This is a genomic window from Streptomyces sp. 135, from assembly GCF_020026305.1.
Taxonomy (GTDB): Bacteria; Actinomycetota; Actinomycetes; order Streptomycetales; family Streptomycetaceae; genus Streptomyces.
Genome location: NZ_CP075691.1, coordinates 261,179 through 275,967, shown reverse-complemented (window position 1 = coordinate 275,967; position 14,789 = coordinate 261,179). Strand labels below are relative to the sequence as shown.

Genomic DNA, 14,789 nt, shown 5'->3' with positions numbered 1-14,789 from the left:
CATGGACAAGAAGCGGAAGATCGCCGCGGCGATCGGTGCCGGAATGGCACCGGTCCTCGCCCTCACCCTGCCGACCGGTTCGGCCAGCGCACACGGGTACGTCAACGCTCCCGCGAGCCGGCAGGCGCAGTGTGCCGCGCGCACGGTGCCCTGCGGCGACATCAAGTACGAACCGCAGAGCGTCGAGGGGCCCAAGGGCCTGCGCAGTTGCAGCGGCGGCAACGCCCGGTTCGCGGAACTGGACAATGACGCCAAGGGCTGGAAGGTCAGCGACGTCAGCAGGACGCAGACCTTCACCTGGACGTTCACCGCCCGGCACCGCACCGCGAACTACGAGTACTTCGTCGACGGCACCAAGGTCGCCACCATCGACGGCGGCAACCAGCAGCCACCGGCGACCGTCTCGCACCAGGTCAACCTCGGCAACTTCACCGGCAGGCACAAGGTCCTCGCGGTGTGGAACATCGGCGACACGTCCAACGCCTTCTACGCGTGCATCGACGTCAACATCCGCTGAATCAGGGCTCGGCACCCCGCCGCATTGAGGCACGCCCGGGCACGGAACGGGCGCCCTTTCCGGTCGGCGAATCCGCGCGGCGGAACATCGGAATGGACGGGCCGGGGTAGATGGGTGCCATGGCCGATGTCGTGGACTCAGACGAACTGCTGCGGCGCATTCAGCGCGCGAAAGCCTATGCGGGGGAGGAGGAGCGGGAGTGGCGTAAGCGGGGCGAAAGCCTGCGGGCGACCGATCCGGAGGCGGCGCGTGAGGCCAACGTACGGGTCATCGCCTACGAGGCAGTCCTCACGGTGCTGGACGAGATCCTCGCCCCAGGACGTCATTGACGCTGCCGAGGCCGACACCGTCCGCAGGGCCTGCCGTCCACCTCGCCGGTCCTCTGGCGGCCGGCGGTTCAGGCCGGCCGGTGCGGCCGCGGTCGGCGATGCGGGGGTCGCCCGCCCTCACCACCGCTGACCACTGCCTGCGTGGAGTACGGCCGCCGCGATCTCCCGCACGCGGTCGAGAGTGATCCCCGTGCGCTGTTCGACGGCGAGGGGATGGTCGGTGGGCTCAAGCTCGACGTAGGGGCGTTCACCGACCGGGCGGGTGTGGACATGCGTTTTCAGGTCGAGGGTCGTGGGGGAGTAGACCGGCAGGTCGGTGGTGAGCCAGCCGAAGTACGGCTGCTCCGCCTCGCGGTCGGGGCTGTCCCACAGATCCGCGGCTCGGGCGAAGTTCTCACGGCTGAGCGAGACCCATACACCCCAGGAAAACACCTCGTCGCTGTCGACGACCGGTATCTCGATCAGCCCCTTGACGAAGTAGTGCTGCCCGCGGACCATGCACTGGTCCGATGAGAGCAGGCAGTCATCGGCGCCGACGAAGGCCGGATCCCACACGGCCGGGGCCTCGGCCGTGTGGTTCATCGGCAGTTCAAGGTGCTGAGCCCCGCAGCACGTGCAGGTGAATCCGGGATCACTGGTCATGGCGCTGGAGCCTAGCGACAGGCGCCGGAACCACCTTGGACGGGAACCCGACCGGGTGCGGCTGCGAAGCTGGGGCGGTGATCTTCGAGATCCCGATCCTTGAAAGGAACCGCCGTGCCCGACAGTTGTGCCCCGCGTGTCAGTGAGGTCCGGATCGCCGAGGAAGGGGCGGGCCCGTACGGCATCGCTGCCGGTGCCGACGGCGCCCTGTGGCTCACTCTTAACGGCAGCGGTGAGATCGCGCGCCTCACGGTGGAGGGGGAGTTCACCCGGTACGACCTGGGCGCGCCGGAGTGCGGCCCGTCCGTCATCACCGCCGGGCCCGACGGCGCGCTCTGGTTCTCCCGTCTGAAGGACCACCACATCGGCCGCGTCAGCGTCGACGGGAAGGCCGAGGCGTACCCCGTGCCGACGCCCGGGAGCGGGCCCTACGGCATCGCCGCCGGGCCGGACGGCGCCCTGTGGTTCACGGAGTTGAACAGTGACCGCATCGGTCGTATCGGCGCGGACGGTGAGATCACCGAGTTCGAACTGCCGGTCGAGGGAGGGTTCCCCTCGATGATCACGGCGGGCCCCGACGGCGCGCTGTGGTTCACCCTCAATCAGGCCAACGCGGTCGGCCGCATCGGTGTCGACGGCACCGTGAACCTGCATCCGCTGCCCACCGAAGGCGCCGGGCCGGTGGGCATCGCCTGTGACGGCGAGGCCCTGTGGTTCGTCGAGATCATGGCCGGACAGATCGGCAGGATCTCCGTGGACGGCCGGATCGAGGAGTTCCCGCTCCCCGACCGCACCGCCAAGCCGCACGCCATCGTCGCGGCGGCGACCGGGGACTGCTGGTTCACCGAATGGGGTGCCAACCGCGTCGGCCGCATCACGGCGACGGCCTCCGGGGCGTACGAGATCAGCGAGTACGACCTGCCCTCACCCGCGTCCGAACCGCACGGCATCACCGTGGGCCCGGACGGCGCGCTCTGGACGGCCCTGGAAACGGGCGCGGTCGCCCGCATCGCCCCCTAGGAAGGGCGCCGCCGGTGTGGGGCGGCTGCCGGTGGTCGTGGGTGGTCGTCGGTGATCTGTCGGTGATTTGTCGATGCGTGCCGGGACATTGGAGTCCGTGGTCGCGCCGGGCTCCCAGAGCACCGGCCACCGGCCACACCGGCTCGCATCGCACGACCACTGGAACGACGCTCCCGGCGTGACCTGCCGGGTGTCCGTCCAGCGGTTCATGCCCAGGAAGGAACCCCCCTCATGACCACTGACGTCACGATCATCGGCGCCGGGCTCGGCGGCCTCACGCTCGCCCGCGTACTGCACCTCCACGACATACCGGTCACGGTCTACGAGGCGGAGGCGTCCCCGGTCGCGCGCTCACAGGGCGGGATGCTCGACATCCACGACTACAACGGACAACTCGCCATCGAGGCAGCGGACCTGATGGACGAGTTCCGTGGGCTCATCCTTGAGGGCCGCCAGGCGATGCGGGTCCTCGACCCGGACGGGACCGTCCTGTTCGACAAGGCCGACGACGGCACGGGCGGCCGCCCCGAGGTGCAGCGCGGCGAGCTGCGGCGGCTCCTGCTCGACTCGGTCCCGGCCGGCACCGTCCGGTGGGGGCACAAGGTCAGCGGCGCCCGCACCCTCGGCGAGGGGCGCCACGAAGTGACGTTCGCCGACGGCCGCACCGCCGTCACCGGCCTGCTGGTCGGCGCGGACGGCGCCTGGTCACGGGTCCGGCCGCTGCTCTCCGCCGCCACGCCCGAGTACACCGGCAGGTCGATCGTGGAGACTTACCTGTTCGAGGCAGACACCCGGCACCCGGCCACCGCGAAAGCGGTCGGCGACGGGTCGATGATGGCGCTCACGCCGCGCAGGGAGATCTTCGCCCACCGGGAGGCGGGCGACACGCTGCACGCCTATGTCGGGCTGGCCGAGTCGCAGGACTGGTTCGCCGCCATCGACTTCGCCGACGGCCCCGCCGCGGCCGCGCGGATCGCGAAGGAGTTCGCCGACTGGGCACCGGAACTCACCGCGCTGATCACCGACGGCGACACCGCCCCCGTCCTGCGGCCCCTCTACGCGCTGCCGACCGGACACCGGTGGGACCGCGTGCCGGGGGTGACCCTGCTCGGCGACGCCGCCCACCTCGCGCCGCCGAACGGCGAAGGCGCCAACCTGGCCATGCTCGACGGAGCCGCCCTAGGCCGGGCTCTGGCGACGTACCCCGACGACATCGAGGCCGCCCTCGGCGAGTACGAGCAGGCCATGTTCGCCCGCGGCGCCGATGCTGCCCTCTCCGAAGGCGCCAACGGGGCTGCCGCCGGCTCCGGCAACGATCCGGTCCACGACCTGATCACCACCTTCACCCGGCACGAGCCTTCCCGGTAGGGCCCGGGGCCCGGCGGGGCCCTCGGCAGGCAGCGCCTGTCACGTGGGGGGCTGGAAGCAGGCGATGACGGCCTTGCCCTTGGCGCAGGGCCTGACCTGCCAGTCGTCGGCCACCGCGTCGACCAGCATCAGGCCGCGCCCGCCCAGGGCGTCGTCTCCGGCGTCGCGCGGCTGCGGCAGGCCGGGGGCCGGGTCGTGCACGGTCACGTGCAGACATTCGTGATCCCAGGTGAGGATGAGCTGCGCGTCGGCGCGGGTGTGCACATGGGCGTTGGTGACCAGCTCCGACACGGTCAGCAGGACGGCGTCCACCATGTCGGGCGCCGTCTCCGACCAGTGCAGCGACCGCAGATGCTCACGGGTCCAGTCACGAGCGGCCTTCACGCCGCTGCTCACCGGCAGCGATCGCGCCCAGCCCACGGCGGTGAGCGAGACTTGCTCTTCCATCATCCCTCCTTCGTCCTCGTAGCGTTCGTCTTCGTCGCGGTACCTGTCCCTGTGCCCCGCAAAGCGGCAGGCACGCCGTGCCGAAGCGGACAGGAGGGAGGCCCGGTTGATACTGGACGTGCTGCGCGCCGCTCCACCGCCCTCAACGAGGCGCAGAGAGAGAAGAGTTCGAACCAGTGAGCACAGGCGAGGACGTCATCAGGCCGATCGCGGAGATCCTTCGGGACCATGCCGCGCGCCACGGGGAGAAGGTCGCCTTCGAGGACCGCCGAGTGCGCAGGACCTACCGGGACCTGGAGCGGCGGACCGGACGGCTGGCCGGCCACCTGGCCGGGCTCGGACTGGCGCGGGGCGGCCGGGCCGCCGTCCTGCTCGGCAACCGCGTCGAGGCGGTCGAGAGCCTGCTGGGCGTGACCCGGGCGAGCGGAGTGGGCGTACCGCTGGACGCCGGTGTCCCGGAAGCGGAACTCGACCGCCTGCTGGAGGACTGCGGTGCGCGGGTGCTCGTCACCGACGAGGCGCGGCTGAACCGGCAGCCGGGGCTGCTCTCCCGCCCCGGACTCACCCTGGTGGTCGCCGGGGGCGGCGGTGAGGAGAGCGGTGACAGGAGGCCCGCCGTCGGGGATCCGGTCGTGCCGACGCACGCGTCCGGTGCGCCGGACGGCGTCGTGCGGTACGAGGACCTGGCGGGCACGGAGGCGGTCGCGCCCGCCCGGGACGACCTGGGGCTGGACGAGGTGGCGTGGACGCTGTACACCTCCGGCTCCTCGGGCACCCCCAAGGGCGTGCTGTCCACGCAGCGCAACCGCCTGGCGCCGGTCGAGACGGGCCTTATCGGCGTGCTCGGCCTGTCGGCGCGGGACCGGCTGCTGTGGCCGCTGCCGCTGCACCACGCCATGAGCCAGGTCGTCTGCGTCCTCGGCGTGACGGTGACCGGGGCGAGCGCCATGCTGGTGCCCCGGTTCTCGGTACGGGACGTCCTCGCCGAGCTGCGCCGCGAGGACGCTCCGTGCACACTCCTCGGCGGGGTACCGACCACGTACTCGGCCCTGCTCGACGAGGTGCGGGGCACCGGCCACGGGGTACCGGCCAGGGACGGCGAGCGCGACGCCGGCGGTCTCGGCGCGCCCGCGCTGCGCGGCTGCATCAGCGGGGGCGCCTCCGCGGGGCCCGAATTCCGCGGCTCCTTCGAGGCGATCTGCCGCGTCCCCTACTTGGAGCACTACGGCAGCACCGAGGCAGGACCGGTCACCATGACGGCGCCCGGCGAGACGTCGGCGGGGGAGTCCTGCGGCCGCGCGCTGCCCGGCACCCGGCTCCGGGTCGGCGGCGGCGCGGACGGACAGGACGTCGGCGAGGGCGAGTTGTGGGTGCACGGGCCCGGTGTCATGACCGGCTATCACGGCGCGCCGGAGGCCACCGCGGAGGTGCTGCGCGACGGCTGGTTCCGTACCGGCGACCTGGCGAGGATCGAGCCGTCCGGCGAACTTGTGATCACCGGCCGGGCGAGCGACCTGATCATCCGGGGCGGCACGAACGTCCATCCCTCGGAGGTGGAGGCGGTGCTGCGGCGGCTGCCCGGGGTGGCGGACGCCGCCGTGCGGGGACGCCCGCACCCCGTCCTCGGCGAGGTGCCGGTCGGTTACCTGGTACCCAGGGCCGACGGCGGCGCCCTGGACCGAGGCGCCCTGCTCGCCGCGTGTCGCGCGGAACTGCCCGCCTACAAGGTGCCCGCAGAGCTGTACGAGGTGGACCACATCCCTCGTACCGCCTCCGGGAAGGTCCAGCGGTACGCCCTGAACGACCTGAACGCGCGGGCGTTGGATGCCGGGACGGCGACCGGACCCACGGACGACCTGCTGGCCCTGGTGCGCGGCGAGACGGCGGCCCTGGTCGGCTGCTCGGTGGCGGAGGTCGAACCCGAGACCGCCCTGCGGGACCTGGGCATGGACTCGCTGACGGCGACGGCGCTCCGGGAGCGCTTGTCGGCGGCCACCGGGCTTCCCCTCTCCGAGGCCGTCGCCTTCGACTTCCCCACGGCCGCGGCGCTGGCCGCCCACCTCCGCTCGCGCGGCGCCACGGATCGCCCCGCCACCGCCACCGCCACCGGCGCCGCGCACGCGGGCACGGACCGGCCGGACGACGACCCCGTGGTGATCGTGGGCATGGCCTGCCGCTACCCCGGAGGCGTCACCTCCCCCGAGGAGCTGTGGGAGCTGGTGGCCGAAGGGCGGGACGCCATCGGCCCGTTCCCCGCCGACCGCGGCTGGGACACGGAGGCGTTGTACGACCCCGACCCCGGGCGCCCAGGGCGGACGTACGCGCGTGAGGGCGGTTTCCTCTCCGGCGTCGACCGCTTCGACCCCGGCTTCTTCGGCATATCGCCCCGCGAGGCCGTGGCCATGGACCCGCAGCACCGGCTGCTCCTCGAAGTGGCCTGGGAAGCCTTCGAACGCGCCGGTCTCGTACCCCGCACCCTGCGCGGCACGCCGACCGGTGTGTACGTCGGGATGATGTACAGCGACTACGCGAACCGTCTCGTCGAGACGCCCGAACAGATGGAGGGCTACCTCAGCCTGGGCAACGCGGGCAGCGTCGCCTCCGGCCGCATCGCCTACACCTTCGGTCTTGAGGGGCCGGCGCTCACGGTGGACACGGCCTGTTCGTCGTCCTTGGTGGCCCTGCACCTGGCGGCCCAGGCGCTGGACCGAGGGGAGTGCTCGTACGCGCTGGCCGGCGGGGTCACGGTGATGTCCGGACCGTCGTCGTTCGTGGAGTTCAGCAGGCAGCGGGCGCTGGCCCCGGACGGCCGCTGCAAGGCGTTCGGCGCCTCGGCCGACGGCACCGGCTGGGCCGAGGGCGCCGGCATGCTGCTGTTGACCCGGCTGTCCGAGGCGCGCCGCGCACGGCTCCCGGTCCTGGCGGTGGTGCGCGGTTCGGCGGTCAACCAGGACGGGGCGAGCAACGGGCTGACGGCACCCCACGGACCGGCGCAGCGGCGAGTGATCCGGCAGGCCCTCGCACAGGCGCGGCTGACACCCGAGGACATCGACGCGGTGGAGGCGCACGGCACCGGCACCCGGCTCGGTGACGTCATCGAGGCGGAGGCGTTCCTGGCGACGTACGGGCGCGAACCGCGGAAGCGTCCGCTCTGGCTGGGCTCGGTGAAGTCGAACATCGGTCACACCCAGGCCGCCGCGGGAGTGGCCGGAGTGATCAAGACGGTGCAGGCGATGGCGCACGACCTGCTGCCGCGCACGCTGCACGCCGACGTACCGACCGACCGGGTCGACTGGTCCTCGGGGCGGGTGACGCTCCTGTCCCGGCCGGTACCGTGGCCGAGGACGGACCGCCCGCGCCGGGCCGGAGTGTCCTCGTTCGGCATCAGCGGCACCAACGCCCATGTCGTGATCGAGGAAGCGCCGACGGACGCGGGCGACGGCACCTTGTCGCCGGTCCCCGTGACAGGTGGCCGTCGGGGAGCCGGGGCCGGGTGCGGCCGGTCCGACGAAGACGCCGGCGGCGTGGTGGCGGCGTCCATCGCCGTGCCGGGGCCGGTGCCGGTGTCGGTGTCGGCGAGGAGCGCGTCCGAGCTGCGGGCCCAGGCACGACGGCTGCACACGCGGGTGGCCGCCGACCCGCACGCGACCCCTGTGGACATCGGATACGCGCTCGCCACCACCCGGACCGCCTTCGAGCACCGGGCCGTGATCGTGGCCCGCGACCGCGCCCAACTGCTCACCTCCCTCCAGGGAGCGGCCGAGGGGGCGAGCCCACCCGGAACATGGACGGGCACGTCCCGCAGTCAGGGCCCGCTGGCCTTCGTCTTCACCGGCCAGCGGAGTCAACGGCTGGGAATGGGGAGGGAGTTGTACGCGTCGCCGGACCTGTACCCGGGCTTCGCCCGCTCCTTCGACGAGACGTGCTCCCTGCTCGATCCTTGGCTGCCGGTGCCCCTGCGGGACGTCGTGTTCGCCGATCCCGGCACGGAGACGGGCGCGCTCCTCGCGACGGCCCGGTTCGCGCAGCCCGCCCTCTTCGCCCTGGAGACGGCCCTGTTCCGGCAGTTGGGGGAGTGGGGTGTGCGCCCGGACCTGGTGGCCGGGCACTCGCTAGGCGAGGTGACCGCCGCACACGTCGCGGGTGTGCTGTCCATCGAGGACGCCTGCGCGCTGGTGGCGGCCCGTGGCCGGCTCATGGGCGCGCTGCCTCCGGGCGGCGCGATGGCCTCCCTGGACGCGACCGTGGAGGACGTGGCGCGCCACCTCGCCGAGACGCCGGGCCGGACCGTGGAGATCGCCGCCGTCAACGGCCCCTCCTCGGTGGTCGTCTCGGGGGACGAGGCGGCGGTGGCGCGGACCGTCGCGGACTTCCGGGAGCGGGGCCGGTCCGCGACACCTCTGCGGGTGAGCCATGCCTTCCACTCCGCGAGGATGGAACCCATGCTGGCCGACTTCGCGGAGGCGGTACGCGGTCTGACCTTCGCCGCGCCACAACTCCCCCTGGTCACGGCCGTGTCGGGGCGAGCGGCCACCGAGGAAGAACTGCGCTCACCGGATTTCTGGGTGGACCACGTCCGCCGCCCGGTCCTCTTCGCCGATACGGTGTCCCACCTGCAAGGCCCTGGCGCGGCGCACTTCGTGGAGGTGGGCCCGGACGGGGTGCTGTCCGGCCTGGTACGGGACTGCCTCACTGAGCCCGTGCCGCTGATCCTGCCGACACTGCGCAAAGCCCGGCCCGAAGCGGACACGCTCACCGAGACCGTGGCGGCCCTGCACAGCCATGGGGTGCCCGTCGACTGGGAAGCCGTCTTCGCCGGGCACCACCCTCGGCGCGTTCCCCTCCCCACCTACGCCTTCGAGCGCCGCCGGTACTGGCTCGACGCCACCTCGCCGCGACACCGGGCCGCGCCCGCGCCCGCGCCCACGTCTGCGCCCGCGTACGGCGAACCGGCCCATCCGTTCCTGACCCACCGCACCGCGACGGCCGACGGCGGGCTGTCGCTGGGTGGGACCCTCTCCGTCCACGACCACCCCTGGCTGGCCGACCATACGGTGGCCGGGGCGGTACTGCTGCCGGGAACGGCTTTTGTGGAGATGGCCCTGCATGCCGGTGCGTCGGTCGGCGCGCCCTGCCTGGACGAACTCGCCCTGACGACGCCGCTGTTGCTGCCTCCGGACGAAATGGTCGACCTTCAAGTGACGGTGTCGGGCCCGGACGCCGCGGGCCGCCGAACCGTCCTCTTCCACGGTCGGCCGGCCGCGCGGGCGGATGGCCACCACCCCTGGTGCCTGCACGCCTCCGGGACGCTCGTACCGGAGCGGAAACCGGAGCAGCAGCCGAAGGACGCCGTCGCGGCCCGTACCGGCACCTGGCCGCCGTCGGGCGCCATCCCGCTGTACGCCGACGGCACGGCCGGCGATCCGTACGAGCTCTTGGCCGAGGCCGGGCTGGACTACGGTCCCTCCTTCCGGGGCCTGCGGGGCGCCTGGCGGCACGGAGAGGAGCTGTACGCCGAAGTCGCGCTGCCCGAGACCGCGCAGGCCCTGCTCACGCCGGACCGTGGCCCGGACTTCCTCCTCCACCCCGCGCTGCTCGACGCGGCCCTGCACGTCCTCGCCCTCGACGGCCGCTCGCCGGAACGTGCCGGGGCGGGCGAGACCCGCGGCGACGGGGTGAGCCTGCCGTTCGCGTTCGAAGGAGTGACGCTGCGCGCCACCGCCGTCGGGCAGCGGCTGCGGGTGCGGATCTCACCGGGGGCGAACGGCCGGGCCCGGGTGGAACTGGCGGACACGGGAGGGGAGTTGGTCACGGCGGTGCGCTCGCTCGCGCTGCGGCCGCTCCCGCAGGCCGGGCTGAGCGCGGCGGAACCGGACGCCGGGCTGCTCCACCGGATGGTCTGGGTGCCCTCGCCCCAGCCGCCCGCCCCCGGGGCGGCCCCCTCCTGGGGCGTACTGGGGCCGGTCGGCACACCGCTGGTCGACGTCCTGGCTCCCCGAGGCTCCGGCATCCCGGTCCTCCGCGATCCGGCATCGGCAGGCGACGTGCCGCCGGCCGTCGTCATCGCCCCGTGTCCGTCATCTGCCCCGTGTCCCTCACCCGCAAAGACACCACGGGGCGCACAGGACCCGGCGGCACGGATGCTGGAGACGACGAGCCGCGTTCTGCGGCTCATTCAGGACTGGCTCGCCGAGCCACGGCTTGCCAACTCCCGCCTCGTCCTCGTCACGTCCGGCGCTGTCTCCCCGCTCGGCCCTGACGCCGACACGAAGAACTGGGCGCCGGCCCACGCCGCGGTGTGGGGTCTGGTCCGCTCGGCCCTGCGTGAGCACCCGGGCCGGCTGGCCCTGCTCGACGTGGACGATCACCCCGACTCGTGGCAGCTCGTCCCCACCCTCCTGGCCGCACCGGCGCCGGAAACAGCTGTGCGGAACGGGCAGGCATACGTACCCGAGCTCGTCCGCCTGGATGATCGCGAGGAACCGCAGCGGCGACTCGACCCCGAGGGCACCGTACTGATCACCGGCGGCACCGGTTCGCTCGGCATGCTGGTCGCTCGGCACCTGGTCACCGACCATGGCGTACGGCATCTGCTCCTCGCGGGCCGACGCGGACCGCACGCCCCGGGAGCGGAGGCGCTGGTCGCCGAACTCACCGCGGCAGGCGCCGAAGTGAGCGTACGGGCCTGCGACCTCACGGACCGGGAACAGCTCGCCGCCCTGCTCGACTCCGTACCGGCGGCCCATCCGCTGACCGGAGTCGTCCACAGCGCGGCGGTGCTGGACGACGGCATCGTTTCCACGCTCACTCCCGACCGCCTGGAACGCGTACTGAGGCCCAAGGCGGGCACGGCCCTCGCGCTGCACGAACTGACCCAGGGGCACGACCTGGCGGTGTTCGCCCTGTTCTCCTCCGTGGCGGGCGTCCTCGGCTCCCCGGGACAGGCCAACTACGCGGCGGCCAACCACGTCCTGGACGCCCTCGCGCGGCACCGGAGGGGACGCGGCCTGCCGGGCACCTCCATCGCCTGGGGGCCGTGGCGGCAGAGCGACGGCATGACGGCGCACCTCACCGAAGTGGACCTGCGCAGGATGGCCCGCTCCGGATTCGTCCCGCTCACCCCGGAGGAGGGCCTGGCCCTCTTCGACGCCGCCGTGGCCGGTGACGACGCCGAAGTGGTCGCGGCCCGCATAGCCCCGGCCGCCTTCACCGACGCCCCGCCGGACGCGGGCGGTCACCGGACACCCGTACCCGGCGCCGTGGAAGCGCGCGGCGGCGGCACGATCGGTATCGCCGAGCGATGGAAGGCCGCTTCCCCGGTGGAGCGGACCGACCTGCTGCTCACGGAGGTGCGGTCGCAGGCGGCCGCCGTCCTCGGCCACCCGGAGGGGGCGAGCGCGATCGACGCGAGCGACCGGTTGGCGGACCTGGGACTCGACTCCCTGGCCGCGGTGGAGCTGCGCAACCAGCTCTCGGCATCGACGGGGCTCACACTCCCGTCCACATTGCTGTTCGACTTCCCGACGGCACAGGCGGTGGCCGCCGAGTTGGCGGAGCGGTACGCACGGGACGGCGTCCCGGACGGTTCACCCGGCGCCCCGGTACAGGCCGCGGGCGTGCCGGACAGCGAGGGCGCGCCGGATTCGCTGAGCGCACTCTTTCGCAGCGCCTGTCTCCGGGGCCGCGTCTGGGACAGCATGGCGCTGCTCACCATCGTGGCGCGCCTGCGGCCGGTCTTCGACGTCACCGGGGCCGGCCGTGCGGCACTCGAACCCGTCCCCCTCACATCGGGCGGCACGGGCGCCCCGCTGATCTGCTTCCCGTCCCTCAGCGCGCTCTCCGGACCTCACGAGTACGGTCAACTCGCCGCCGCCCTAAGGGGATTGCGTTCGGCCTCAGCGGTGCGGAACCCCGGCTTCGCGCCCGGCGAGGACCTGCCGGCCACGCTGGACGCGCTGGTCACCGCCCACGTCGCCGCGGTCCGCGCCGCCGCCGGGCAGGCACCGCCGGTGCTGCTCGGCCGGTCAGCCGGTGGCTGGGTGGCCCAGGCGGTGGCCGAGCGGCTGGCGGCCGAGGGCACCGCCCCGGCCGCCGTCGTGCTGGTGGACACCTATCCGCACGATGCGGACGCCGCCGGACAGTCGTTCTCCGCGATGACGTCGGACATGCTGCGACGAGCCGCGAGGTCGTCCGCGCCCGACCCCGACCGGCTCACCGCCATGGCCGGGTACTTCGAACTCTTCGCCGACTGGAAACCCGCGCGGCTCGCCGCCCCGACCCTGTACCTACGGGCCCGGGACCCGCTGCCCGGCGCGGAACCCGCCCCGCCCTGGAGCCTTGCGCACGCCCAAGTCGCCGTGCCCGGCGACCACTTCAGCGTCCTGGAGGAACACGCCCGAACGACGGCGCTCGCCGCCCACGACTGGCTCGCCGGGCTCTGAGACGCCGCTCTGTCGGCCAACGTGGCCGGAACCGGTCGAAACACCAGGAAGGGAGGCTCGGCCGGCAGGGCCGGGTATGTCTCGGGCCTGCCGGTTCCGGCAGGCCCGAGAACCCTCGTCGGCGCAGGTCACGCGCGTGTCTTCGGCGTCGAGACATCCGTGGAAGGCCCTGGCCGGTCGGTTCGCCTTCGAAGTTTGAGCACAAGTTGCACACATCCCCTCTTCAGGCGGGCCCCGATGGTCTAGATTGACCGTGCTTCGCATGGGGACACCAGGCGACAAACCCGCGCACATCGGGAGCCTGGCCGTACATGCGAGTCCGCCGCCGCCAGGGCGGGTTGCTCAACCAGCGCTGAAACAGCAGGAATGTCATGCCCGGGAGGCGGGGGCCTCCCGAGGGGGAAGAACAGCGCGGCGCGGGGGGCGGGGGAGCCTCCCGGGGAGAGAAAACAGTGTGGGGCGAAGACGTCGAACCACTGGCGACCTGGGGGGTTCTGTGGAGCAGGGGGAATTAGTCAGCCCTTTTCCGTCGGCGCACGGGCATCTGACGGACGAGGTGATCAGTCGGCCCGCGACCGACTGGGAGCAGCGGTACCGCCGTACCGTGATCACCAGCGATACGGTGGCCACCGCCTGCGTGGTGGCGGCGATCGGCATCTTCTTCGGGGCCAGGGACGCGGCCAACTGGCACGAGAAGTGGGGCATTCTCGCGTTCGGCACCGAATTGCTGGTGCTGGGAGCGCTCGCGGTGAGCCGGGCGTGGGCTCCGGCCGTGCTCGGCCAGGGGGCCGAGGAATTCCGCCGGCTCGGACGCTCGCTGTTCGCGGCGGTCGTCGTACTGGCGCTCGGCGGGATCGCCCTCACCTCGCGCAACATCAAACTCTGGATCTTCGTCGCGATCCCCGCGATCGCGCTGACCACCATGATCGCGCGGTATCTGCTGCGCCTGCGGCTACACCGGCAGCGGAAGGACGGACGGTGCCTGCGACCGGTTCTCGCCGCCGGAAGCCCGGCCACCGTGCGCGACCTCATCGCCCGGTCCCGCAAGTTGCCGCACCTCGGCTGGCGGGTGGACGCGGTGTGCACGGCGGACGGCCACGGGCTCGACGGTGACCAGCTGGACGGAGTCCCGGTCGTCGGCCGGCTGACGGACGTCGCGGGCCACGTCCGCCGCGACGGCTACCGCGTCGTCGCGATCACACCGGACCCGCACTGGTCACCGGACCGGCTCCAGCGGCTGGCCTGGAACCTCGAAGGCAGCGACGCCGAGATGGTCGTGGCCCCCGTGCTGATGGAGGTGGCCGGTCCACGGCTGCACGTCGACGCGGTGCTCGGGATCCCGCTGCTGCGGGTCAGCATGCCGGCCTTCACCGGGGGCCGCCGGGCGGTCAAAGGGATCGTCGACCGGCTGGCCGCCGCGATCCTGCTGGTCCTGTTCGCGCCGCTGATGGTGCTCGTCGGGCTGCTCGTCCTGGTGGACAGCCGGGGCGGGCCGTTCTACCGCCAGCGCAGAGTCGGCAAGGACGGCCGCGAGTTCACCATCCTCAAGTTCCGCACCATGGTCGCCGGGGCCCACGAGGCGCGTGCCGCGCTGGCCGACCGCAACGAAGGCGCCGGCCTGCTGTTCAAGCTCCGCCGGGACCCGCGGGTGACCAGGGTGGGGGCGGTGCTGCGCCGGTACTCGATCGACGAGCTCCCGCAGCTCTTCAACGTACTCACCGGCTCGATGTCGCTCGTCGGCCCGCGGCCTCCCCTGCCGGAGGAGTCCGCCGCGTACGGACCGGACATCCGGCGGCGGCTGCTGGTCAAGCCCGGCCTCACCGGCCTGTGGCAGATCAGCGGACGCAGCGACCTGCCGTGGGAGGAGGCGGTCCGGCTCGACCTGCGCTATGTGGAGGACTGGTCGCTCGCCCTCGACACGGTGATCTTGTGGAAGACGCTGCGTGCGGTGATCCACGGGCACGGAGCCTACTGATGCGCGGGGGGCGTCGTCCGATCGGCGCACGGACGGCAGGCCGCAAGGGC

The 14,789-nt window shown here is 72.9% G+C and carries 8 protein-coding genes; 6 read left to right on the top strand and 2 right to left on the bottom strand.

The window, feature by feature from the left end:
* Window position 1: 1 nt before the first annotated feature.
* Window positions 2-517 carry a lytic polysaccharide monooxygenase auxiliary activity family 9 protein gene (locus KKZ08_RS01255; RefSeq protein WP_223772636.1) on the top strand — a complete coding sequence of 172 codons (516 nt, stop codon included), beginning with the start codon at window positions 2-4 and terminating at the stop codon, window positions 515-517.
* 119 nt (window positions 518-636) lie between these two features.
* Window positions 637-846 carry a hypothetical protein gene (locus tag KKZ08_RS01250; protein WP_223772635.1) on the top strand — a complete coding sequence of 70 codons (210 nt, stop codon included), beginning with the start codon at window positions 637-639 and terminating at the stop codon, window positions 844-846.
* Window positions 847-963: 117 nt separating this feature from the next.
* Here KKZ08_RS01250 and KKZ08_RS01245 read toward each other — a convergent pair whose 3' ends face one another.
* Window positions 964-1,428, bottom strand: a complete 465-nt coding sequence (locus KKZ08_RS01245) for a DUF2199 domain-containing protein (protein ID WP_263303396.1) — start codon at window positions 1,426-1,428, stop codon at window positions 964-966.
* 174 nt (window positions 1,429-1,602) lie between these two features.
* On the opposite strand from KKZ08_RS01245, the gene KKZ08_RS01240 reads away from it, so the two are divergent.
* Window positions 1,603-2,508, top strand: coding sequence for a virginiamycin B lyase (locus tag KKZ08_RS01240; protein ID WP_223772633.1), 906 nt, complete (start codon window positions 1,603-1,605; stop codon window positions 2,506-2,508).
* 231 nt (window positions 2,509-2,739) lie between these two features.
* Complete coding sequence (locus tag KKZ08_RS01235) at window positions 2,740-3,876, top strand: NAD(P)/FAD-dependent oxidoreductase (RefSeq protein WP_223772632.1); 1,137 nt, start codon at window positions 2,740-2,742, stop codon at window positions 3,874-3,876.
* A gap of 39 nt (window positions 3,877-3,915) precedes the next feature.
* On the opposite strand, the gene KKZ08_RS01230 is transcribed toward KKZ08_RS01235, so the two are convergent.
* Complete coding sequence (locus tag KKZ08_RS01230) at window positions 3,916-4,323, bottom strand: ATP-binding protein (RefSeq protein WP_223772631.1); 408 nt, start codon at window positions 4,321-4,323, stop codon at window positions 3,916-3,918.
* A 176-nt stretch (window positions 4,324-4,499) separates the two neighbouring features.
* Here KKZ08_RS01230 and KKZ08_RS01225 point away from each other — a divergent pair, with 176 nt between their 5' ends.
* Window positions 4,500-12,764 (top strand): type I polyketide synthase, encoded by an 8,265-nt coding sequence (locus KKZ08_RS01225; protein ID WP_223772630.1) that lies wholly within the window; start codon window positions 4,500-4,502, stop codon window positions 12,762-12,764.
* A gap of 496 nt (window positions 12,765-13,260) precedes the next feature.
* Window positions 13,261-14,739, top strand: coding sequence for a sugar transferase (locus KKZ08_RS01220; RefSeq protein ID WP_223772629.1), 1,479 nt, complete (start codon window positions 13,261-13,263; stop codon window positions 14,737-14,739).
* Window positions 14,740-14,789: the final 50 nt, after the last annotated feature.